This is a genomic window from Acinetobacter sp. YH01019, from assembly GCF_013420285.1.
GTDB classification, from domain to species: Bacteria; Pseudomonadota; Gammaproteobacteria; order Pseudomonadales; family Moraxellaceae; genus Acinetobacter; species Acinetobacter gandensis.
On the sequence record NZ_VOYM01000025.1, the window covers coordinates 17,557 to 42,815 of the forward strand.

The 25,259-nt window shown below is 40.2% G+C and carries 17 protein-coding genes and 2 pseudogenes; 14 read left to right on the forward strand and 5 right to left on the reverse strand.

Features of this window, described 5'->3' with window-relative positions; genetic code table 11:
- Positions 1-4: 4 nt before the first annotated feature.
- From FTT84_RS08070 to pta, 3 genes are all read left to right on the forward strand, one after another.
- Positions 5-1,270 carry a glutamate-5-semialdehyde dehydrogenase gene (locus tag FTT84_RS08070; RefSeq protein ID WP_067764134.1) on the forward strand — a complete coding sequence of 422 codons (1,266 nt, stop codon included), beginning with the start codon at positions 5-7 and terminating at the stop codon, positions 1,268-1,270.
- A gap of 589 nt (positions 1,271-1,859) precedes the next feature.
- Positions 1,860-3,074, forward strand: coding sequence for an acetate kinase (locus tag FTT84_RS08075; protein WP_180080760.1), 1,215 nt, complete (start codon positions 1,860-1,862; stop codon positions 3,072-3,074).
- Between the two features lie 60 nt (positions 3,075-3,134).
- On the forward strand, positions 3,135-5,276 hold the full coding sequence (gene pta / locus FTT84_RS08080) for a phosphate acetyltransferase (RefSeq protein WP_180080758.1): 2,142 nt from the start codon (positions 3,135-3,137) through the stop codon (positions 5,274-5,276).
- Positions 5,277-5,386: 110 nt separating this feature from the next.
- On the opposite strand, the pseudogene FTT84_RS08085 reads toward pta, so the two are convergent.
- Positions 5,387-5,996: pseudogene (locus FTT84_RS08085) on the reverse strand (LysE family translocator).
- A 680-nt stretch (positions 5,997-6,676) separates the two neighbouring features.
- Here FTT84_RS08085 and FTT84_RS08090 point away from each other — a divergent pair.
- Positions 6,677-8,203 carry a fumarate hydratase gene (locus tag FTT84_RS08090; RefSeq protein WP_180080757.1) on the forward strand — a complete coding sequence of 509 codons (1,527 nt, stop codon included), beginning with the start codon at positions 6,677-6,679 and terminating at the stop codon, positions 8,201-8,203.
- Between the two features lie 106 nt (positions 8,204-8,309).
- On the opposite strand, the gene FTT84_RS08095 is transcribed toward FTT84_RS08090, so the two are convergent.
- From FTT84_RS08095 to tig, 4 genes are all read right to left on the reverse strand, one after another.
- Positions 8,310-9,026, reverse strand: coding sequence for a DUF2846 domain-containing protein (locus FTT84_RS08095; protein WP_180080754.1), 717 nt, complete (start codon positions 9,024-9,026; stop codon positions 8,310-8,312).
- Positions 9,027-9,187: 161 nt separating this feature from the next.
- Positions 9,188-10,498 (reverse strand): ATP-dependent protease ATP-binding subunit ClpX, encoded by a 1,311-nt coding sequence (gene clpX, locus FTT84_RS08100; protein WP_180080752.1) that lies wholly within the window; start codon positions 10,496-10,498, stop codon positions 9,188-9,190.
- A 29-nt stretch (positions 10,499-10,527) separates the two neighbouring features.
- Complete coding sequence (clpP, locus tag FTT84_RS08105) at positions 10,528-11,133, reverse strand: ATP-dependent Clp endopeptidase proteolytic subunit ClpP (protein WP_067763662.1); 606 nt, start codon at positions 11,131-11,133, stop codon at positions 10,528-10,530.
- A 195-nt stretch (positions 11,134-11,328) separates the two neighbouring features.
- Positions 11,329-12,660: a trigger factor gene (tig, locus tag FTT84_RS08110; RefSeq protein WP_067763665.1), complete on the reverse strand. Its 1,332-nt coding sequence runs from the start codon at positions 12,658-12,660 to the stop codon at positions 11,329-11,331.
- A gap of 267 nt (positions 12,661-12,927) precedes the next feature.
- Here tig and FTT84_RS08115 point away from each other — a divergent pair, with 267 nt between their 5' ends.
- The 10 genes and pseudogenes from FTT84_RS08115 to FTT84_RS08160 all read left to right on the forward strand — a co-directional run.
- Positions 12,928-15,249: a TonB-dependent receptor domain-containing protein gene (locus tag FTT84_RS08115; RefSeq protein WP_180080749.1), complete on the forward strand. Its 2,322-nt coding sequence runs from the start codon at positions 12,928-12,930 to the stop codon at positions 15,247-15,249.
- Positions 15,250-15,561: 312 nt separating this feature from the next.
- Positions 15,562-17,874, forward strand: a complete 2,313-nt coding sequence (locus tag FTT84_RS08120) for a TonB-dependent siderophore receptor (protein WP_180080747.1) — start codon at positions 15,562-15,564, stop codon at positions 17,872-17,874.
- A gap of 130 nt (positions 17,875-18,004) precedes the next feature.
- The gene (locus tag FTT84_RS08125) at positions 18,005-18,688 is read left to right on the forward strand and encodes a Fe2+-dependent dioxygenase (protein ID WP_067763671.1); all 684 of its coding nucleotides are present in this window, start codon (positions 18,005-18,007) and stop codon (positions 18,686-18,688) included.
- 74 nt (positions 18,689-18,762) lie between these two features.
- Complete coding sequence (locus tag FTT84_RS08130; protein WP_180080745.1) at positions 18,763-19,866, forward strand: alpha-hydroxy acid oxidase; 1,104 nt, start codon at positions 18,763-18,765, stop codon at positions 19,864-19,866.
- A 268-nt stretch (positions 19,867-20,134) separates the two neighbouring features.
- Positions 20,135-21,832, forward strand: a complete 1,698-nt coding sequence (gene leuA, locus FTT84_RS08135; RefSeq protein WP_067763677.1) for a 2-isopropylmalate synthase — start codon at positions 20,135-20,137, stop codon at positions 21,830-21,832.
- Positions 21,833-21,932: 100 nt separating this feature from the next.
- Positions 21,933-23,093 (forward strand): homoserine O-acetyltransferase, encoded by a 1,161-nt coding sequence (locus FTT84_RS08140; RefSeq protein WP_067763680.1) that lies wholly within the window; start codon positions 21,933-21,935, stop codon positions 23,091-23,093.
- Positions 23,093-23,686: a methionine biosynthesis protein MetW gene (metW, locus tag FTT84_RS08145; protein ID WP_180057003.1), complete on the forward strand. Its 594-nt coding sequence runs from the start codon at positions 23,093-23,095 to the stop codon at positions 23,684-23,686. Before FTT84_RS08140 ends, metW begins: the two co-directional genes overlap by 1 nt.
- Positions 23,683-24,273 carry a tetratricopeptide repeat protein gene (locus FTT84_RS08150; protein ID WP_218949687.1) on the forward strand — a complete coding sequence of 197 codons (591 nt, stop codon included), beginning with the start codon at positions 23,683-23,685 and terminating at the stop codon, positions 24,271-24,273. The genes metW and FTT84_RS08150 overlap by 4 nt, the downstream gene beginning before the upstream one ends.
- 103 nt (positions 24,274-24,376) lie before the next feature.
- The gene (gene rdgB, locus FTT84_RS08155) at positions 24,377-25,003 is read left to right on the forward strand and encodes an RdgB/HAM1 family non-canonical purine NTP pyrophosphatase (protein WP_180057005.1); all 627 of its coding nucleotides are present in this window, start codon (positions 24,377-24,379) and stop codon (positions 25,001-25,003) included.
- Positions 25,004-25,067: 64 nt separating this feature from the next.
- Positions 25,068-25,259: pseudogene (locus FTT84_RS08160) on the forward strand (IS1 family transposase); the annotation flags it as partial.

Here is a 25,259-nt window from a genome sequence, read left to right on the forward strand (position 1 = left end):
CGCTATGCAAGAGTCGATTGAACAATATATGCAAACGGTAGGACTACAAGCACGCAAAGCATCTCGTGTGCTTGCTGGCGCTTCTACCCAGACCAAAAACAATGCCTTATCAGCAATCTACACTGCGTTACAGAACAGTGAGACTGCGATTTTGGCCGCTAACCAAGTGGATATGACAAAAGCGCATAACAATAACTTGGATAGTGCTCTACTTGATCGCTTAGAACTTACCCCCACACGTTTTAAAGGTATGTTACAAGGCCTAAAAGATGTCATTGGTCTCACTGACCCGATTGGTGAAATTACCGATATGGCATTCCGCCCTTCTGGCATTCAACTGGGCAAAATGCGTGTTCCTTTAGGTGTCGTGGGCATGATTTACGAATCACGTCCAAACGTAACGCTTGAAGCTGCATCGTTGGCATTAAAATCAGGCAATGCGATTATTTTGCGTGGCGGTTCTGAAGCCTTGGAATCGAATCAAGCAATTGCTGAAGCGATTCAACATGGTTTAAAAGCTGCTGGTGTACCAGAACATGCTGTACAAGTGATTAATACGGCTGATCGTGCAGCTGTCGGTCAGTTAATTACCATGTCTGAATATGTCGATGTGATCGTTCCGCGTGGTGGTAAAGGCCTGATTGAACGTATTACCAATGATGCACGCGTTCCTGTGATTAAACATTTAGATGGTAATTGCCATGTTTTTGTTGAAGCACAAGCAGATCTACAAAAAGCATTACCGATTGCACTAAATGCGAAAACCCATCGTTATGGCGTATGTAATGCCATGGAAACCTTATTGGTTGACGACAATGTCGCGGAAGAGTTCTTACCGCGCATCGCAGAACTCTATGCAGAGAAAAAAGTGGAATTACGTGGCTGTGCAGTAACGCAACGCATTTTGGGTTCATCTGTGATTGCTGCAACTGAAGAAGATTGGTACACCGAGTATTTAGGTCCAATTTTGGCTGTGAAAGTCGTGTCTGGTCTAGATGAAGCCATTGAACATATCAACAAATATGGTTCACATCATACTGACTCCATTATTACCGAAAACTTCAGCCTTGCACGTCAGTTCTTAGCACGCGTAGATTCAAGCTCAGTTATGATTAATGCATCGACTCGTTTTGCTGATGGTTTTGAATATGGTCTAGGTGCGGAAATTGGAATTTCAACCGATAAAATTCATGCCCGCGGCCCAGTTGGACTTGAAGGCTTGACCTCTCAAAAATGGGTGGTTTTCGGTGATGGTCAAATTCGTCAATAAAACTTGGCTAGCTTGAACTATTCATACGTTCAAATTAAACTTCAAATTAAAGCTGTGCTATGACTTAAATAGCACAGCTTTTTTTTTGGGGGGGATGGATCCATTCATTTAAGCCGTTCAAACAATATAGAACGGCTATTAAAAATAACTAGACTCTGCGTTCACAAGTCATAGCGATAAAAATTCAATAGGACTCAAATAAAAAATATAAACGATTCAGTAACCGTTAAAAGCTCGGTGAGTAGAAAGCCCTTACCGATTTATCTACAATTAAGTGAAAAATTAGAAATTTAGCTACAAATTAGTCAATACAAGATAGATTGGACATGTTATGTTCAAAAGAATGGAAATAAAGGATATGCGTTTTAAGTACTATTTTATTAATAAATGAAAACTATGAACTGATAAATTTTAATTATTATTGGTTTCATGGTCGATAGTGCTTAAGTCTAATCTCCTAAAGTCTATCTAGGACGATAAAAAAACCCATGTTAAAACATCATCACAGATCTAAATTGCACCAATATAAAACACTGCATTCAGATCAAAATTATGGATAAGTATTTCAATTAGAATCGGGTATTTAATCGTGTCTACATCAGTATTAGTAATTAACTGCGGATCTTCTTCTATCAAATATGCGTTAGTTTCTGAGCGCCGTGAAGATCGTATTTTTGGTCTTGCCGAAAATCTGGGCTCTGCTGATGCACGTATTAAAGGAGTCACTACCGGTGGTGAAGCACTTGAGCTTTCAATTCCACATGCTGACCATGAAAAAGCCCTTGAAACTATTCTTGAGCGTTTATCTCACCATAACCCTCAAGCAATTGGTCACCGTGTTGTACACGGCGGTACTTTGACTAAAGCCGAATTATTAACACCTGAAATTATTGAACGTATTCGTGAAGCAACCCCTCTTGCACCGCTTCACAACCCAGCACACTTGGTAGGTATCGACGCAACAATGCGTTTGTTCCCAGAACTTCCACAAGTGGCTGTATTTGATACGGCATTCCACCAAACTATGCCATCTCACGCATACCGCTATGCATTACCAAAATTCTTATATACACACCACAACGTTCGCCGTTACGGTTTCCATGGTACAAGCCATGCTTATGTATCTGAACGTGGCTCAATGTTGGCAGGCAGCTTCAAACAAGGTGGTTGGTTAACAGCACATCTTGGTAACGGTAGTTCGACTTGTGCTATTTGGAATGGTCAATCTGTAGATACATCAATGGGTTTAACTCCACTTGAAGGTGTCGTGATGGGTACACGTAGTGGTGATGTTGACCCAAGTATCCATAGTTTCCTTGCTTCAAACTTAGGTTGGGATATCTACAAAATCGACAAAATGCTCAACAGCCAATCAGGCCTACTTGGTTTATCTGACTTGTCTAATGACATGCGTACGTTGATTGAAGCCTCTGAACAAGGCAATGAAGATGCAGCGCTTTCAATTGAAGTTTTCTGCTACCGTTTAGCAAAATCTTTAGCAGGTTTAAGCTGTGGTCTACCACGTATTGATGGTCTATTCTTCACTGGTGGTATCGGCGAAAACTCAGCTTACATTCGTGAAAAAACGGTTTCTTACTTACCGCATTTTGGCTTTAATTTAAGTAAAGACCTCAACAACAACTTAAAACGTGGTACTGAAGGTCGTATCGACCACGGTACAGGTCCACAAATTTGGGTTGTACCGACTGATGAAGAAGGTCGTATCGCAAAAGAAACTGAGCACGTTGTAGACGAGGTAAAAGCCGCTGCAAAAAAGTCTGATGCTGACGCTGCGATTGCATAAGCAATCGCATCAGCCCTAATGCCTTAAATATTTCATTTTTAGATTTGATTTAGACACTGTATGAAAACAATTTTACTCGTGCCAACTGGGGAAGGTGTAGGTTTAACATCTGCATGCTTAGGCTTAATTTATGCATTGGAATGCCAAGGTGTCAAAGCTGGCTTTCTCAAACCATTTTCACAAGAAAGCGATTCAGGCTCACTCGATCGTACCACTGCCCTGTATCGTCATCTTTTTAACAGTGAAACGGTTGAACCAATACATCATGCGACTGTTGTTCAACAGCTCAATTTAGGTGAAAGTGATGAGTTGCTTGAAGAAGCTGTTCGATTACACCGTGAAATTGCCAAAAAGCACGACCTGATCATTGTTGAAGGTTTATTGCCAAGCAGCCGTGATACTTTCGCTTCAGAGTTAAATGCAACACTCGCTAAAGCTCTCGATGCCAAAGTGATTATTGTTGGTACAGCAGACATTAATAATCCTGCAAAAACAGCCGATAAAATTGATAACTTAGTCCGTCAATTTGGTGGTGCTGCATCTGAACGTACCGCTGGTGTATTGTTTATGCGTACTCGTGGCCTACCAGAAGACTCTGCACAGATTCCTGTTACCATTGATCCAAGTTTACGTTTAATCAGTGATACAGAAAAATTTGTTGCGTCAATTCAAAGCACACATCCACAAATTGGTAGCACACAATTACCTATAATTGGTTTAGTTCCGTTCAGTAATACGCTGAGCGTGCCACGCATGTCTGATTTGGCTGTACATATTCAAGCAGATTGGATTAATCAAGGCGATGCGGCTCACCGTCGTGTATTACATAGCAGCCTGATTGCATCAAATATTGAACATGAATTACATAAATTCGTCGCAGGTGAGCTCATCATCAGTGCATCTGATCGTATTGATGTATTGTTGGCGTCTAGCTTAGCAAGCAGCAACGGTATTCCTTTGGCTGGTTTAGTGTTAACTGAACATCATCAACCAAATCCACAAGTTTTGGACTTCTGCCAAACAGCAATCAAACAAGGGCTGCCAATTTTACATACGCCTTTAAGTACCTTTGAAACGGCGCAGCAGCTTTCAAACTTAGGCAATGAAATTCCAGTGGATGATGTTGAACGTGGCGAGCAAGTCACACGTTTTGTTTCAAGCCACATCAATGCAGATTGGATTACTGAAATACTCAATGGTTCTTATCAACCTCGTCTTTCTCCATCTGCATTCCGCCATGAATTGGTACAAAAATCGATTGCAGCGAAAAAGCGCATTGTACTGCCTGAAGGTGATGAGCCACGTACCATTCAAGCGGCTGCAATTTGCCAATCACGTGGTATTGCGCATTGTATTCTTTTGGCAAAACCAGAAGTTGTCGTTGAAGTTGCTAAAGCACGTAACATTGAATTGCCACATGATTTAGAAATTATTGATCCAGATTTAATTCGCGACAATTATGTTGAGAAAATGGTTGAGCTGCGTAAAGGTAAGTTAAACGAACTTCAAGCAAAGGATCAACTACAAGATACCGTCGTACTCGGCACCATGATGTTAGCGCTGGATCAAGTGGATGGTTTGGTGTCCGGTGCTGTTCATACCACAGCCAATACGGTTCGCCCTGCTTTCCAGCTGATTAAAACTGCACCAGATTATTCGTTGGTATCTTCAGTATTCTTCATGTTGTTACCTGATGAAGTATATGTCTATGGAGACTGTGCAATTAACCCAGATCCAGATGCAGAACAACTCGCTGAAATTGCAATTCAATCCGCAGACTCAGCCAAAGCTTTTGGTATTGATCCACGCATCGCCATGATTTCCTACTCCACAGGAACATCAGGTGCAGGTGCAGAAGTGGAAAAAGTCGCTGAAGCAACACGTATTGCCAAAGAACGTCGTCCTGACTTATTAATTGATGGCCCACTTCAATACGATGCTGCATCGGTTGAAAGTGTTGGACGTTCAAAAGCACCCGACTCTAAAGTGGCTGGCCGTGCCAATGTGTTCATTTTCCCTGACTTAAATACAGGTAATACTACCTATAAAGCCGTTCAACGTTCTGCGAATGTGGTGAGCGTTGGCCCAATGCTGCAAGGTTTAAATAAACCAGTCAATGACTTGTCACGTGGTGCTTTGGTCGATGACATCGTGTTTACCATTGCATTAACGGCAATTCAATCTGAACAACAAAGTGCTTAACTTTTCAGATTAGCCTTAAAAAAAAACCACCCTTTCGTAAGATAGGGTGGTTTTTTTATGAGGTTTATAAATTTTCTTTTTTTAGTTTTCAAAAATGTATTCAAGTATCACTATCGAGGTGTTACTGCGAGTTTCAGTGCAAATATAATAAAAACTACACCTGCAACCTGATAAATCTTCGCTAAGTTTTTAGGTTGTAAAATCAATTTCAAAATAGGTTTCATCAAGCGAATCAAACACAACGACCACAATAACCCTAAGACAACATGTACCAAGACCATTCCAAATAACCACATCGTTGTATGCTCACTACTTAGAACAAATTGCGGCAGGAAGGACACATAAAAGATACCAAATTTAGGCTTTAAAATATTCGTTAAAAGTCCTTTTAAAAATACATTTTCTTGAGCAGGACTATCTACTGAAATATCCATCACTTGACGAGGTTTAAACAACAATCCAAAGCCCAACCACAGCAAATAGATTGCGCCCACCCATTTCATGATATTGAATACTAACTCTGAGCTTGCCAGCAATGCTCCCACGCCACAAGCCACCAAAACTCCCCAAGCAAAACAACCAAAGGTGATTCCGAGCGCCGCTTGCAAAGCCTTTCACTTTATGTACGGCAGCCGTACGAATGACCAATGCTGTATCAAGGCCAGGAGTAACGGTTAATAGAAAGATGGCGATTAAAAATGGGAGAAGAAACTCAAGCATCATGCATCACATCTGCATAAATTTTGAATCAAAGCATATAACGTTTCATGCAAAATTTAAATTCAATAGAAAATGAGCAAAAGATTTGAAGATTTGAAGATTTGAAGATTTGAAGATTTGAAGATTTGAAGATTTGAAGATTTGAAGATTTGAAGATTTGAAGATTTGAAGATTTGAAGATTTGAAGATTTGAAGATTTGAAGATTTGAAGATCAGTTTGTATTTATTTTTTTAAAATTTAAAGCAAAAAAAAAGAAGATAAAGCTTTAGGCTTGATCTTCTTGTTGACCGTAGAACCAAGTTGCTGCGATAAACAGAGAAAAACCAATAACAGATAACACTGGAGTAACCATATATTTCACACTCTAAGTTTGATGAGGTCATTATGTAAAAGTTTTATGACAGTTATATGACAAATGTGAAATATTACAAAATCTAGATATACCAATAATAATCAATCATTTATAAAAATATTATATTCACTTATGCCCTTTTTATGACAATTATTTCACTCAATATGACATTAAATTGGCTATTTTTAGCTCAATTATGACAACTGATAAGATCTAGCAAGTAACCTATTAAACTTTCGCCCAAAGATTAAGCGAAATACCCACAAAAGCGCCTTTTTGTCTTATAATTTAGCCCGCTAGCTATCAGCCCGCTCAAGAGATATTTGTATGACAACTATTATCAAGCAAGATGACTTGATCACATCGGTAAAAGATGCGCTTCAGTTTATTTCTTACTATCACCCGCAAGACTTCATCCAAGCGATGAGCCGTGCATATGACCGTGAAGAAAACAAAGCCGCTAAAGACGCAATTGCACAAATTTTAATTAACTCTCGTATGTGTGCAGAAGGCCACCGTCCTATCTGTCAAGATACGGGTATTGTGAACGTATTTCTTGAAGTGGGCTTAGACGTTAAATTTGATTTAACCATGAGCCTAGACGATGCTATCAACGAAGGTGTACGTCAAGGTTATCTTGAAAACTCAAACATTCTTCGTGCATCAGTTTTAGCTGATCCTGCTTTCGGTCGTAAAAATACCAAAGACAACACTCCAGCTGTGATCCACTACAAACTCGTTCCGGGTAACAAAGTTGATATAACTGTTGCTGCGAAGGGTGGTGGTTCAGAAAACAAGTCTAAACTTGCGATGTTGAATCCATCTGACTCGATCGTAGATTGGGTACTTAAAACTGTTCCAACAATGGGTGCAGGTTGGTGTCCTCCTGGTATGCTCGGTATTGGTATTGGTGGTACTGCTGAAAAAGCCATGATGCTTGCAAAAGAAGCATTAATGGAAGAAATCAACATGGACGAACTCCTTCGTCGTGGTCCACAAAACAAAATGGAAGAACTCCGTATTGAGATCTTCGAAAAAGTTAATGCTTTAGGTATTGGTGCGCAAGGTCTTGGTGGTTTAACCACTGTTCTTGATATCAAAATCAAAGATTACCCATGTCATGCTGCGGGTAAACCAGTGGGTATGATCCCGAACTGTGCAGCGACTCGTCACGCACACTTCCAATTAGATGGCTCAGGCGTTGCGCACATTCAAGCGCCAAGCCTTGAAGACTACCCTGCGGTAACTTGGGATTCATCAACATCTAAACGTGTTGACCTAGACAACATCACACAAGAAGAAATGAACGCTTGGCAACCAGGTGATACATTGCTTCTTAACGGTACAATCTATACAGGTCGTGATGCTGCGCACAAACGCATGGTTGACATGCTCAACAATGGTGAACAACTTCCTGTTGATTTGAAAGGCAAGTTCATTTACTACGTAGGTCCTGTAGATCCAGTTGGTGATGAAGTAGTTGGTCCTGCAGGCCCAACAACTGCAACACGTATGGATAAATTTACACGTCAAGTACTTGAAGCAACTGGCTTGTACGGCATGATCGGTAAAGCTGACCGTGGTCCTGCTGCTGTTGAAGCAATTAAAGACAACAAAGCGACTTACTTAATGGCTGTGGGCGGTGCTGCTTACTTAGTATCTAAAGCAATTCGTGAAGCTGAAGTTGTTGCTTTTGCTGACCTAGGTATGGAAGCAATCTACAAATTTGTCGTGAAAGATATGCCTGTATCTGTTGCTGTAGACGTAAATGGTACATCTGTACATGCGACTGCACCAAAAATCTGGCAAGCAAAAATTGGTAAAATTCCGGTAGTTGATGCTGCTGCAAACTAATTTGCCAAAATAAAAAAAAGCACCCTCAATGGGTGCTTTTTTTATGCTCAGGATTTAGTTCATGCTAATTAAAACGAATTGATCTTAATCACTTAAAATCACAGAACTACCAAGTACGTGGATCCCAAATTTTAAACGGCTTTGTCAACTGTACGTCTTCCGCTGGATCATAATGAGGTGCTTTAATTTTTTGTACACTACGGCGAACTTTTCCTGAATTTTGATCTTCAGCCACAAAGTTAAAACTGTTTGATTTTAATTCGGTATAAGCAATTTCATTACGCCCAACTTTTTCAGGCATTAATAAAATTGGGCCTGATACCGTTCGCTTTGAAGATAAATTTTCTTCATCGTATTTAATAAAATAAGATTGCCCTGCTTCCACTGTAAAATCTAAATATTTAGGTTTCTGAAAATGGTTAATCCCTAAAGGACGGCTTGAAGACAGTCGATAATTTCCTGCTGGCAATTCCACCCAGTAGTAATGATTATTCAATAAACTTGGAATGCGTTCGCTATTTAGAAATAAGCTTGTCGCGACAATTTCTTGACGATTCCACTTCGTATCTGGACGGTACAAATATACTACCGCAGCTTGATCATGCTGTGGTTTTACGTCCTGAAAATGTCTACCTTGCTTCTGATTGACCCAACCGCCAATCGTGAACATCCCTAGACGATATTGCTCAATATGGCCTATTGCTTGGTCTGGATTTACAGGTTTAAGGGTTGAGGCTAAAGCTGTGTTTTGTTCTACAGCAGATTTTCCATGACAACCTAACAAAGCTAGGCTGCTTAAAAGAATAATGGTTACACTACGCATGATTATCCCTCACTGCGTGCTTTTTATTTTACATATCTTGTTTTAAATTTTGATTGTCAGGCATCCACGCCTTCTCGCTGAGATTAACATTGCCCTTTTATTTTTGGAAATAAAAAACGTGTGCAAATCTGAGATTTACACACGTTTCAGACGAATAGCGATTAAGCCGATTTAGTATTTACAACTTTTAAATCTGACTTCGGTGCTACTTCTTCGGTTTTCTTAGGTTGACGCTCTGTTTTAAATTCAGGCGCAGCCTCACCATTAATTACCGCTTCATTAACAACTACTGTGCCCACATCACTACGGCTTGGTAAATCATACATGGTTTCAAGCAATGAATTTTCCAAGATAGAACGTAGACCACGTGCACCTGTATTACGATCCAATGCTTTTTTCGCCACAGCACGAAGTGCTGAATCCTCAAAAACCAAATCTACATTTTCCATGTCGAATAGGTATTGATATTGACGAGTTAAAGCATTTTTTGGCTCTGTTAGAATTTGCATCAATGCGTCTTCATCTAACTCATCCAAAGTTGCAATGACAGGCAAACGACCAATAAATTCTGGAATTAAACCAAATTTTACCAAGTCAGTCGCTTCAACTTGACGGAACAAATCAGATAACTTCTTCGTTTCATCTTTTTTACGCACTTCAGCAGTAAAGCCGATACCACCTTTTTCTTGACGCTGTTGCACAATTTTCTCAAGACCTGAGAATGCACCACCACAAATAAACAAGATGTTCGAGGTATCAATCTGAATGAATTCTTGCTGCGGATGCTTACGACCACCTTGAGGAGGAATTGAGGCAACCGTGCCTTCAATCATTTTCAGCAATGCTTGTTGTACGCCCTCACCCGACACATCACGTGTGATCGATGGGTTTTCAGACTTACGGGTAATTTTGTCGATTTCATCGATATAGATGATGCCTTTTTGGGCTTTTTCTACATCGTAATCAGCTTTTTGGAGAAGCTTTTGAACAATGTTCTCAACATCTTCCCCCACATAACCTGCTTCAGTTAATGTTGTTGCATCTGCCATAGCAAATGGAACATCAAGTAGACGCGCAAGCGTTTGAGCAAGTAATGTCTTCCCTGAACCTGTCGGTCCAACCAACATGATGTTACTTTTTGAAATCTCAACACCATCTTCAGGTTTCTTGCCACTTGTACCGACTTTCAGACGTTTATAGTGGTTATAAACCGCAACAGACAAAGTCTTTTTCGCAACATCTTGACCAATCACATATTGATCGAGCGCAGCACGAATTTCATGCGGCTTTGGAAGCGGTCGAGTCGCCCAGTCATTGGTTTCAACTTGTTGACTGGTTTGAACCAGGTCAAGACATACGTCCACACACTCATTACAGATGTACGCGTCCTCACCTGCAATCAGTTTCCCGACTTCAGACTGCGTTTTACCGCAAAATGAACAATGTTTTTGTCCTTGAGGATGTTCGGACATATTCACTCCAATAATTAATTTTTTAAAACTTATGGACGTTTAGATAAAACTTCATCCACTAGACCATATTCTTTAGCAGCTTGTGCTGTCATAAAGTTGTCACGGTCAGTATCGCGAGCAACAGTTTCATAGTCTTGACCACTGTGCTCAGCCATTAAACGATTTAAACGTTCTTTAATAAATAGAATTTCACGTGCGTGAATTTCAATATCCGATGCCTGACCACGGAAACCACCGAGCGGTTGGTGAATCATGACACGGGCATTTTCAAGACAGTAACGCTTACCTTTGGTTCCAGCATTCAGCAGGAAAGCACCCATTGATGCAGCTTGACCCATACAGTAAGTCACAACATCCGGTTTAATAAATTGCATAGTATCGTAAATTGCCATACCTGCAGTCACCGAACCACCTGGTGAATTGATATATAAATGAATATCTTTGTCTGGGTTTTCAGCTTCTAAAAACAACATTTGCGCAACAATTAAGTTCGCCATGTTATCTTCTACTTCACCGGTTAAAAAAATCACACGTTCACGCAAAAGGCGTGAGTAAATATCAAAAGAACGCTCACCACGAGAAGATTGCTCAACTACCATTGGCACTAGTGCGTTTTCAATTGTTGGAACATACATACGTTATTTATTCCTAAATTTTTCTGACTCAACCCATAAATCACAATATGAGGGATATTTGTCGAAATTGCAAAAGATTCCCAATTAAATAACAGATATTTTTTTCATATGCATTGTGAAATTAGGACAACTTATTTAAGGGCTTGCAGCGATAAAAAAAGGCGCTTAATGCGCCTTTTTTTACAGAGCTAGTAATTAGCCTTGTTGACGAGCTTGTTGCTCTTTCAATAAGTCTTCATAGCTAACTTTAGTGTCAGTTACTTTAGCAGAAGCTAAGATGTAATCTACAACTTGGTCTTCTAAAATTACTGATTCGATTTGAGCGCGTTGCTGTTTATCGTTGTTGAAGTATTCGATTACTTCTTTAGGATCTTCATAAGAAGAAGCCATATCTTCGATATAAGCATCAACACGTGCAGCATCTACTTCAAGTTTAGCATCAGCCAATACTTTGCTTACTAATACGCCAAGTTTTACTGCTTTTTCAGCTTGTTCTTTGAACAATTCATCTGGAAGCATGCTTGAGTCAAATGCTTTCGCACCTTGAGCACCAAACTGTTGAGTGAATTGCTGGATCATTTGTTGACGTTGACGGTCAATTTCTTGAGCAAGCATAGATTCTGGAATTTCAACTTCGTTCGCAGCTACAAGTGCATCAAAAGTTGCACCTTTCACTTGGTTACGAAGACCATTTTTCACTTCACGTTCCATGTTTTTACGAACGTCAGCTTTAAGTTTTTCAACGCCTTCTTCTTCAGTTAAACCGAAGATTTTAAGGAATTCAGCATCAATTTCTGGAAGTTTTTGTTTTTCAACAAGCTTAACAGTGATTTTGAATTGAGCAGCTTTACCAGCAAGATTTTCAGCTTGGTAATCTTCTGGGAAAGTTACGTCGATAACTTTCTCTTCGCCTTTCTTCATACCAACGATGCCATCTTCGAAGCCAGGGATCATACGACCTGAACCCAATACAAGTTTAAAGTCTTCAGCAGCGCCGCCTTCAAACTTCTCACCATCAACAGTACCTTCAAAGTCGAAAGTTACTTGCATGTCTTTCTTAGCCATGCCTTTAGTTTCAGCCCATGAAGCACGTTGCTTTTGAAGATTTTCAAGCATTGTGTCAACGTCTTTGTCGCTTACGTCAGTTGCTTTACGTTCAACTTCAAGACCTTCGAATTTCACTTCAACTTCTGGATAAACTTCAACAGTTGCTTCAAAAACTAAAGCGTCGTCTTTCATTTCAGTTTTGTCGATGTTTGGCATACCAACAGCGTTGATTTTTTCTTGTTGGATTGCTTCAAAAACTGTGTCACGAATAACGTCGTTCACAACTTCTTGATAGATACCAGCACCGTATTCACGACGTACAACGTTTACAGGCACTTTACCTGGACGGAAGCCGTTGATCTTCACAGTTTTGGCAGTGCGTTTCAAGCGAGCTTCAAATTGCTCGTTAACACGGCTCGTCGGTACAGATACAGTTAAACGACGGGCAACGCCCGAAACCGCTTCAGAAGTTACTTGCATGGCTTCCTCGATATTTTGTTAATTAACAGTTTAAAAAAAAGTGCCACATTATATGACAACATTTAAATATATACAAAAATCGATTATAGCACTATATACCCTATCGATGCGCTCCCTTCTTTTCGTACGTCTGATAGCTTTTTAAAGAATAATATTGATGTTTTTTTGATTAATTATTGAAAATGAGAAACTTTCTCACTATTATTCTTGATGTTTGATTTATATTCATTTTCATATTTTTATCTCGTCCATTTTTGGAATTCTATTATGAGTAACTTTAATCTCAATCCTATTTCAGCGGCTTTACTTGGGGCAATTGTAACTACTACGAGTTTCGCACATGCTGAAACGACTGAATCTCAAGCTCAACAGATGGAAACCATTGTTGTTTCTGCAGCTGGCTTTGAACAAAAAATCAAGGATGCACCTGCCAGTATTTCTGTCATATCCAAAGCTGAATTAGAAAAAAAACCATACATGACATTACTGGATGCCGTACGCGAGCTTGAAGGTGTAGATATTGGCGAGACCAACGATAAAACAGGGCAAGGCTCTATTTCTATGCGTGGTATGGGTGGTGATTACACACTTATTCTCATTGATGGTAAGCGCCAAAATAACCATGGCGACATTTATCCAAACAGTTTTGGTGGCAACCAGTTCAACCATATCCCACCTTTAGATTCAATTGAACGCATTGAAGTTATTCGTGGGCCTGCCTCTACTCTTTACGGTGCAGATGCAATGGGCGGTGTCATCAATATCATTACAAAAAAAGTATCAGATAGTTGGTCAGGGTCTGTTACTCATAGTCGTACTTTTGAAGAAAATGATGATTTTGGTTCAGACAGCACCATTGATTTCAATCTTATGGGACCGCTGATTAAAGATAAATTAGGACTAACTGTACGTGGCAGCTTATATGAGCGGGACGAATCTAATCCAACTTATGCACCTGCTACAGATCCAAACGGTGTCGTGCATGACCGTACCTTAGGTTTTGGCGGTGGTGGACGTACTGTAAATAATGAAAATATGTCATTAGGTGCCCGATTATCTTGGAATATTTCAGACAATCAAACAATCTGGGCTGATATTGATACTTCACGTCAAGAATATGATAACTCAGAAGGTCAGTTAGGTACTGTCGATAGTATTGATTCTATTTGGCGTCAAAATTGTTCAATAGCCAAGCCTTGCACCCGTGCTGACCCTCGAGCAGGCTATGATAAAGAGCAAAAGTTTACGCGTGATACATGGTCTTTAACTCATGAAGGCGAATGGAATTTTGGTAAAAGCTTTGTTTCTTTGGCACACGTAGAAACCAATAACAAAGGTCGTACATTGCCATTTACTGTTTCAGAGCGAAAACAGCTGCTTGAAATGCTGAATGGCACAGGCAATTATGCAGGGCTATCAGAAGCGGAACGTAAAAAGATTGCAGAAGAAACTTTCTTACCCCGTCCATCACGCACTTTAGAAAGTGCCCAATATACATTAGATGCAAATTTAGCTATGCCATTTGAACTAGCTGGTGAACATAATGTGATTGTTGGTACTCAAATTATCCGCGGTGAATTAACCGATGGTGTTTTTGGTATGGAGTCTGGTACGCCAGCACAAGTCCAAGATCATAATATGTGGTCATTATTTGCTGAAGACACCTGGCAAATCACACAGCCTTTCGCCCTAACAACTGGTTTACGTTATGACAATCATGAAGTTTTTGGTGACCAATTCAGTCCTCGCTTATACGGCGTATATAACTTTAACGATGCATTTACTGTTAAAGGCGGTGTAAGTACGGGTTATAAAACACCTAAAACGACTCAACTTTATGACGGCATTGTCGGTTTTGGCGGTCAAGGAACCTCTCCACAATTTGGTAACCCTGATTTAGAGCCTGAAACAAGTATTAGTTCTGAGCTAGCCGCATATTGGCAACATCCAGCAGGCCATAACTTTAATGCGACTGTCTTCCATAATAAATTTGAAGATAAAATTGACTCTCAGGCATGCGGCGGCACGACAGGTTTAATCTGCGCAAATACAGGTGAATATCAAGATCTTGGCTATTCATCTACTACGCGTACTGTCAATATTGATGAGGTTGTTATTCAAGGACTAGAGCTGGCTGGAAAATTACAGCTGCTTGATCAAATTTCTTTACGTGCAAACTACACTTATACAGATAGCGAACAGAAAAGTGGTGCTGAAAAAGGCCTACCTCTTGGCAATACTGCCAAGCATATGGTTAATGCAACACTCGATTGGAAAGCAACAGATTCATTCAATCTATTCTTAACCTCTGAATACCGTGCAGACCGTTTTGACCAAGTTAATGCTGACACAAATGAAGCTTTATATTTCAAAGATTCTACAGTTTTCCATTTAGGCGGTTCATATAAAATCAATGATATGTTTACTGTAAATGCTCGTGTAAACAACTTATTCGACGAAGACTTCACCACATACAAAACTACATTTACTGCGGATGCCAATGGTGATTACACCCCTAGCTATCGTGATGACTACAATAATAAGTACAAATCACGCAGCTACTGGTTAAGTATTAACACGAAGTTTTAATTTTCATTAAGTAAAAAACCTGCTTCGGCAGGTTTTTTTATTTATATGTAAAAGTACAAATTATTCATATTTAATTCACGAAGTAGCGCTTTTTTTAGAAAATTTAAAATCTCAATAAAAAAGCAACGCAATCATTATTTTATCAATATCAAATAAAAACATAACCTTAATATGTACTTGTTATATCATTACATTAAGTAGGACTATCACAATATGATTATCTATCGTGATTTACAATTACATAAAGATGTAAGACAAAATAAGAATCATTATTATTCGCATACAAATTCACTATTCGAAATTGGGTTCGAAATGGCCTTCATTAAAACACGTAAGAAAATTGTTTCTTCAGCAATTGCATCTTCTTTATCTGTAATTGCAGCAAATGCAATTGCACAAGAACAAACAACTCAACTTCCAACCATTAACCAAGAAGTTGTCGCTGAAAAAGCACCGAGCTTAAAAGTTGATAAATCAGCGAATACTAAATTTGTTGCTCCTCTACTTGATACACCAAAATCAGTTTCTGTTATTTCTAAGCAATTGATGGAAGATACTCAAGTTACAACTTTAAGCGATGCTTTACGTAATGTACCTGGTATTACCCTAGGTGCTGGTGAAGGTGGCAACCCAAATGGAGACCGTCCATTTATTCGTGGTTATACCTCTGAAAACTCTATTTACGTAGATGGCGTACGTGGTGGAACATCACAGAACCGAGAAATGTTTGCAATCGAACAAGTTGAAGTCACTAAAGGTTCCGCTTCTACTCTTGGCGGTGGCGGTTCAGTTGGTGGTAGCATTAACATGATCTCTAAAGTCGCTAAAAAAGGTGATTCTTTAGAAGGTTCTGTTGGTGCAGGTACTGATGATTATCAACGTATTACTTTAGACGGAAATAAAGATTTTGGTAATGGCATTGCTGCTCGCGTTGCAGTAATGGGTCACCACAACAATAAAGCTGGGCAAGGTGATGACGGCGCAGAATATAAGCGTGCAGGTATCGCACCAAGTATTACTTTTGGCCTAGATACACCAACACGTGCAACTTTAAGCTATTACTATTTAAAAACTGATGATCTTCCTGACTCAGGTGTTCCATATAACAATCCATTTGGATCTACTAATCCGAACTTTAATTTAAATGGCAATGGAAAACCAATTGATGTACCTCAAGGTGTTTATTACGGTTGGAAAGACCGCGATTTTCAAAAGCAAGAAAACCAAATTGGTACAATTAAACTAGAGCATGATCTAACTGATGATCTAACAATTTCAAATGTAACGACGTATTCGAAATCTAAAAATGATTATCTCTGGACTCAACCAGATGACTCTCAAGGTAACTTCATTGATACAACTACTGGTCAGCTGAAAGATAAAGGCATTTGGCGTCGTGCGAACTCACGTATTACCGATAGTAATACATGGGGCGATCAACTGTACTTGGCAGGCAAATTCAACACTGGATCTTTGAGTCATCGTTTTAATTTAGGTGCAGAATATAGCAACCAAGAAACAGATGTTGGCGGCTATGATATAACTGATCCGAATACCGCACAAATTGGCGGAAGTATCGCTTCAGGTGCTTGTACAATTACCAACCCAAACGGCTGGTGCACTTCAACCAACAATCCAAACTCTAAAGATGCTTGGTTAGGTTCAATTGCTGCGAATAAAGCAAAAACGACTCAAACGACAAAAACTACAGGTATTTACTTTATAGATAACATTGAAATTAACCCTCAATGGTTATTAGATCTTGGCGCTCGTTGGGATAAATTTGATACTGAGCTACTGTATAATAAAGAAGGCACCTCAGGCCGTGGTGCTTCTGCAGTTAAAATTCCTGCAGGCACTAAATATGAAAGCAACACCGATTTCTGGAGTTGGAATGCAGGTCTGACCTTCAAACCAACTGAAAATGGTGCAATTTATGCAAGTTATGCGACTTCAGCAAGCCCAGTCGGGATCAATGCAGGCGATGGCGACGGTAATGATTCTATTGGTTCTGGTAACTCAGCATCAATCAATGATCTAGACCCAGAAAAAGCACGTACTTATGAGATTGGCACAAAATGGGACATTTTTAATAAACGTGCAAATGTGACTGCGGCAATTTTCCGTACTGAAAAACAAAATACACGTGTTGCAATTGATGCAAATACTTCTGCCAATGTCGGTGAAAGTAAAGTTGATGGTTTTGAATTGGGCTTAAACGGTAATATTACGGATAAATGGGCTGTAGCAGCAGGCTATAGCTATTTAGATAGTGAGTTAACAGAAGTTGCTTACAACAGCAGCGATAAAGGCAATAAGTTACCGCAAATGGCTAAAAACAGTGCGACATTGTGGACTACTTATAAAGTATTACCACAGTTGACGATTGGTGGTGGCGCTATAGCTTCTGATAAAGTCTATGGCAATACTGCTAATACTAAGTTTGTACCCGGCTATGTACGCTATGATGCTATGGCTCGCTATGAAATCGACAAAAATGTTAACTTACAGTTGAATGTAAATAACCTTTCTGACAAACGTTATTTCAGCAAAGCATATTCTTCTCACTATGCTGCAGAAGCTGAAGGCCGTAGTGCAGTACTTTCTTTAAACTTTAAATACTAAGTTTAAATACTGGTTTTAAAATAAAATCCCATAAATATTTTATGGGATTTATCCTAAATAGCCTCTTCATAGAGGCTATTTTTGTATATGATCAAAGCATAAAAACATTACATTTTCAAAAGGTCAGGCTGTGATTCACCATATCCCAAATGTATTGAGCAAAGAACAAGTCACATACTTCCGCACTGAAATGGCAAAGGTGGAATGGATTGATGGGCAAAATACCACCGGTTCGCTCTCAAAAAATGTAAAAAATAATCAGCAACTCGATGTTGAACATCCGCTCACCCAGCATTTGGGCGATATCATTTTGCATGAACTATCACACCATGCCCTGTTCACTTCGGCGGCCCTCCCTTTAAACATTTTATCTCCCTATTTTAATCGTTATGAAAATGGCGAGACTTTTGGTTTTCATGTCGATAACGCAATTCGCTGGATACACGGCAGCAATAAACGCATTCGCACTGATCTATCTTGCACGATTTTTTTAAGTGAACCTGAGGAATATGAAGGCGGTGAACTCGTCGTTGAGGATACCTATGGTTATCACGAAGTTAAACTGCCTGCAGGCGATATGATTTTATATCCATCGACCAGTGTGCATGAAGTGACACCTGTGACTGCGGGTTGCCGCATCGCTTCATTTTTTTGGCTACAAAGTATGATTCGAGATGATGCAGATCGCCATATGCTGTTCAATCTTGACCAAAGCATTCAAAATTTGCGTATGGAGTTGGGAGATGCACATGCAGAAGTGGTCAAACTAACCAGTCTGTATCACAACCTACTTCGTAAATGGGCTGAAATTTAAATTAGCATTTTCATAAATTTACCTTTAAGACTTCTTAACTTTTAAGACATTTTGCTATTAAGAATAGAAAAACTATGCACACTGAAACCGTTCTAGCTCCATTGACTCAAATTCCAGCGCATTTGCAAACTATTGCAGATTATGAAGTCGAGGCTGAAAAACACCTTTCCAACATGGTGTGGCAGTACTTGCAAGGCGGTTCGATGGATGAACATAGTGTGCTTGGAAATTTGTCTCAATTTGAACACATTCAACTACTGCCGCGCATGCTTAAGGACTTAACCCAAGGCCATACAGCGTGTGAAATTTTAGGGCAACAGTTTCCGCATCCAATTTTTGTCGCACCCATCGGACACCAGCAACAATTCCACCCGGAAGCAGAGGCAGCAACTGCACTCGCCGCAGAGGTTTTGGGGAGCAATATGATTCTCAGTACTTTCACCAATACTGATATGCGGACTTTAAAACAAGACAATCCGTACAAATGGTTTCAGTTGTATTGGCAAGGTGAACGTGAAAAATCCTTAGTCCTCGTTAAAATGGCTGAAGCTCAGCAGTTTAAAGCCATCGTGGTGACGGTAGACTCTCCACATACCGGTATTCGCGACCGTGAACGCCGCGTTTTTTTCCATTTGCCTGAAGGTATGCAGCATCCGCATACGCCTGCCCATATTCCCCTACCCGAATTAAAAGACGGTGATCATCCCGTTTTTAATGGCTTGATGAAAATCGCACCAACATGGGCGGATATCCTTTGGCTCAGTCAAAACACCTCATTACCAATTATTTTAAAAGGCATTGTTAGTCCTCACGATGCCAAGTTAGCACTACAACATGGCGTGCAAGGGATTATTGTGTCGAATCATGGTGGTCGCGTTTTAGATGGCTGTGTTGCTCCACTCACGGCCTTACAACTCATAAAGAAAGTCGTGCCTGCCGATTTTCCAGTTTTATATGATGGCGGGATTCGCCGTGGTTCTGATGTATTTAAAGCCATTGCTTTAGGTGCAGCTGCAGTATTGGTGGGGCGCCCATGCATTTACGGTTTGGCTACGGCCGGTGCTTTAGGCGTGGCGCATGTGCTGAAAATATTAAAAGAAGAACTTGAAATTACCATGGCGTTGATGGGAACAGCTACCATCGATGAGATCAATGAAGATTATATTTTTCAAAAATAGTGTTTTTATAGAAAAATATTTTCCCGTTATGCGTGACTGACGCAAATTTAGGAAATTATTTCCGGAATATATAGACTAATATTTAGTTATACATTTACAAGCTCTGCGGTAAAGCTAAGTCATGCGAATCCTAAAGGATTTTTCAGACTTTCGACTAATGACTCCGAAATTAAACTTGTAAATTGCTAGAATAGACACAATCTATATAAGTAATACCTGCCGTTTATCCACGACATTTTGCTCACGGTACTATCTAAGGAGTTTTCACATGATGTTGGCAGATCCAAGCAAAAAATACCGTCGCATGTACCAACGTGTTGACTTACCAGACCGTCAATGGCCAAACAACGAAATCAATAAAGCGCCGATCTGGATGAGTACCGACCTACGTGACGGTAATCAAGCGATCTTTGAGCCAATGAACATTGAACAAAAGTTCAAAATGTTCCAAATGCTTGTGAAAATTGGTTTCAAACATATTGAAATCGGCTTCCCTTCTGCATCTCAAATCGACTTCGATTTTACCCGTTTGTTGATTGAAGGTGGTCATATTCCTGATGATGTTTACATCGAAGTATTGGTTCAAGCACGTGATCATTTGATTCAACGTACTTTTGAATCGCTACAAGGTGCAAAACGTGCAATCGTGCATATATATAACTCAAACTCGCCAACATTCCGCAATAAAGTGTTGAATGTGGACGTTGAGGGCGCTAAACAATTGGCGATCAATGCTGCAACTAAAGTCAAAGAATATGCAGCAAAACAGCCTGAAACTGAATTTGTATTCCAATACAGTCCAGAGTGTTTTACTGCAACAGAATTAGAAGTTGCGAAAGATGTCTGTGATGCTGTCACTGAAATTTGGGAAGCATCTCCTGAGAACAAAGTGATCTTGAATTTACCAGCAACCGTTGAAGTGTCAGGTCCAAATGTCTATGCCGACCAAGTCGAATGGATGCACCGTAATTTACAACGTCGTGACGGGGTAATTATTTCTGTGCACTGTCATAATGACCGAGGCTGTGGTATTGCAGCATCTGAATTGGCGATCATGGCAGGTGCTGACCGTGTTGAAGGTTGTGTCTTCGGTAACGGTGAGCGTACAGGTAACGTAGACGTCGCAGCAATTGCATTAAACATGTATACCCAAGGCGTTGCACCTAACTTAGATTTTTCTAACATTAACGAAATTATCTCAACAATTGAAGAATGCACAGGTTTGCCTGTACACCCTCGCCACCCATATGCTGGTGACTTGGTCTTCACCGCATTCTCTGGTTCGCATCAAGATGCCATCAAAAAAGGTTTCGAGTTCCAAAAGAACGAAGAAATGTGGGATATGCCTTACTTACCAATCGACCCTAAAGACTTGGGCCGCGATTATGACGCTGTAATTCGTGTCAATTCACAATCTGGTAAAGGTGGTATTGCGTATTTGTTAGAATCGAATTACAACGTTGTGTTGCCACGCCGTATTCAAATTGAATTCTCGCAAATTGTGCAACAAAAAACGGATGAACAAGGTACTGAGATTTCAGCGCAAGCAATTTGGTCTTTATTCAAAGAAACTTATGTTGCTGCAAAAGACTCACATTACGCAGCGAAAAATTATCGTTTACACGATGAAAATGGCAAACAAGTCATTGAACTTGATATTGAAGTAAATGGTGAAACGCAACAATTGCGCGGTGAAGGCAACGGCCCAATCTCTGCCATTTTAAATGCACTTCAGTTACCAATTGATGTTTTAAGCTATGAAGAACGTAGCATTAGCTCTGGTGCACATGCAAAAGCATTGGCATTGGTTGAGATTCAAGTGAAAGGCACGGGTAAATCAGCATTTGGTGCTGGGGTACATGACAACATTGTCACTGCATCGATTGAAGCAATTATTGCTAGTACTAACCGTTTGATCGAGCAAGGTGTTTTGAGCACTGAGCAAGTGATGGCTGCTGCGGTATAAGCAATAGCAATAATAAATAGCACTAAAATGACTTTAGAAGGATACCCTCAAGTGGTATCCTTTTATTATTCATACTAAAGATTTAAGGCGAATATTTCCTGTGTCTTTTCCAAACGACTCAGTGGGCTTAGTTACCCCACAAAAGTTCATTTTCGAAGAGCCGTTAGAGCTCGAATGTGATCGCATTCTCCCGCGTTTTGAACTCATGGTTGAAACTTATGGCGAACTCAATGCAGATAAATCCAACGCGATTTTGATTTGTCATGCGCTTTCAGGCCATCACCATGCCGCAGGTTATCATCATGAAGATGATAAAAAACCAGGTTGGTGGGATTCATGTATTGGCCCAGGCAAAGCCATTGATACTTCAAAATTCTTTGTGGTTGCGCTAAATAATATTGGTGGCTGTAGCGGTTCTACAGGTCCAACATCACCAAACCCTGAAAATGACAACCGCCCTTATGGCCCTGATTTTCCACTGGTGACAGTTCGTGACTGGGTCAAAACCCAAGCCATGTTGTCTGACCGTTTAGGAATTGATGTTTGGTATTCGATTATTGGTGGCTCACTGGGTGGCATGCAAGCGTTACAATGGTCTGTGGACTACCCAGAGCGCTTGCATAAATGTGTAATCATTGCCAGTGCCCCAAAATTATCTGCACAGAACATTGCCTTCAACGAAGTGGCGCGTCAGTCAATTTTATCTGATCCAGATTTCCATGATGGTCGCTATTTAGAAAATGATAGCTATCCAAAACGTGGGTTGATTTTGGCACGTATGGTCGGTCATATCACCTACCTGTCTGAAGAAGCGATGAAACAAAAATTTGGTCGTGACTTAAAGTCGGGCAAATTTATGTATGGTTTCGATGTTGAGTTCCAAGTTGAAAGCTATTTGCGTTATCAAGGTGAACAATTTAGCCGTAACTTTGATGCCAATACCTATCTCATTATGACCAAAGCATTGGATTACTTTGATCCATCTCGTGAATACGAACAGTCTTTGAAAAAGGCCATGGCCAATACCAAATGTAAATTCCTTTTGGTGTCATTTACAACAGACTGGCGTTTTACCCCACAACGTTCGCAAGAAATTGTGGATGCATTAATTAGCAATCATAAACCTGTTAGTTATGTGGATATTGAAGCGGAACAAGGTCATGACTCTTTCTTATTCCCTATTCCTTTGTATGTGAAAACTTTACGTGCCTTCCTGGGCGGTGAAGAACATCTCAAAACAACTGCGAAGGAGAGCAACTAATGCGTATTGATCATCAACTTGCTGAACGTTGGATTAAGCCGGATTCAAGCGTCCTCGACTTGGGTTGTGGTGATGGTGAACTGCTTTCTCATATGAGTAAAAAGCACAATATTCGTGCATATGGATTAGAAATTGATCAAGAAAAGATTGCAATTGCAGTCAGTCGCGGGTTAAATATCATCCAGCAGGACTTAAATTTAGGTTTAAGTCGTTTTGCCGACCAGTCTTTCGACTATGTGGTTATGGCACAAGCCTTGCAAGCTGTAGATGCACCTGACGTTCTTTTACGTGATATGGTGCGTGTGGGGAAACAAGCGATCATTACTTTTCCTAACTTTGCGCATTGGAAGACGCGATCTTTCCTTGCTTTGAAAGGAATGATGCCGGTTTCGGACGCGTTACCTTATATGTGGTATAACACGCCCAACATTCATTTATGTACTTTCCGCGATTTTGAAGCGCTGTGTGCTGAAAATAACATCCGGATTATTAACCGACTTGCCGTGAATGGGGATCAACAAGACAGTTTACTGAGTAAACGTCTCCCAAATCTATTTGGTGAAGTCGCAATTTATCGAGTGAGCGCTCTATGAAAAAATTATTATTAAGCACGACACTACTGATTGGACTTTTTAGCATACAAGCCCATGCGGATTATGTTGCTCCATCATCTTCAGTTTCTAGCCAAGCTGCACAATATTCAATTATGGATATCAATAGCCTAACTAAAGCTGCGAAATCAGGCCAAGCAGGTGCACAGTTTTACTTAGGCACCAAGTACCAACAAGGTAAAGACGTTAGCAAAGATGAGCGCCAAGCATTTGCTTGGTACAAAGCTGCTGCGGACCAAGGCCTTTCTGCGGCTCAATTAAATGTTGGCCGTATGTTGGCGGATGGTATTGGCACAAAAAAAGATGAAACTTTGGCGCGTCAATACTTTGAAAAAGCTGCTAGCCGTGGTGATAACCGTGCGAGCTTCAACTTAGCCATGATGGAAGAGCAAAAGAAAAACTATATGGGTGCGTACCAATGGTATGAGCTATCTACCCGTGATGGCATGCTCGACAACAAAGTAATTAGCTTATCGGAAGGTAAGAAAACCGCTTTGGCTGCCAACTTAAGCCAAGACCAAATTCGTCAAGCACGTGACCGTGCCGACAGATGGATTCAAGCTCAATAAGTTTTGAATCTATAAAAAGCACCTTCGGGTGCTTTTTTATTGCCTATCCATGAGTCGGACTTGTTAAAATAACCGCATAATTTTTAAAGCACGGATCCTTCACATGGCATCAACTGATTGGTTATCTCAAGGCACATTAGTCCTCGCAAGCAATAACAAAGGTAAAATTGCGGAATTTGAAAAATTATTTGCAGAGCTCAACTTACCTGTTGAAGTGATTGCTCAAGGCAAACTTAATATTGAAGATGCCATTGAAGACGGTTTAAGCTTTGTCGAAAATGCCATTATTAAAGCCCGTCATGCTTCTAAAATTTCGGGTAAACCTGCGATTGCTGATGATTCAGGGATTTGCGTACCAGTATTGGGCGGTGCACCAGGCATATACTCTGCACGCTATGCAGGTGAACATGGCAATGATGCAGCCAATAACAGTAAATTACTCGCAGACCTCAAACCACTTCGTAAAGAAAGCGAAGTCATCGAAGGCATGTTCGTTTGTGTTTTAGCATTGGTACAACATGCAGAAGACCCACTCCCACAAATTTTCCAAGGCATTTGGAAAGGTGAAGTACTAGAGGCTGCTCGTGGGGAAAATGGTTTTGGTTATGATCCACTGTTCTTGTTACCCGAGTTAGGGCTTTCAAGTGCAGAAATGAGTAAAGAAGAAAAAAATAAAATCAGCCATCGTGGTCAGGCGATGCAACTGTTTAAAGCCAGTTTAGAACAATAAAAACTGGTGGTGTTTCAAAAAGTATGCTGAAAAAAAGCAGGTTGGATTTTGATAAAATAGAGAAATGCGAATAACTCTAGAAATCAAGTGTCCAGCCTGCCTAAGTGACAGTATAAAGAAAAATGGCATAAAAGTAGATGGTAAGCAAAATTACCAATGTAAAATATGCAGACGTCAATTTATTGGTGATCATGCTCTCAGTTATCAAGGCTGTCACTCAGGTATCAAAACCAAAATATTACACCTCATGGTGCGA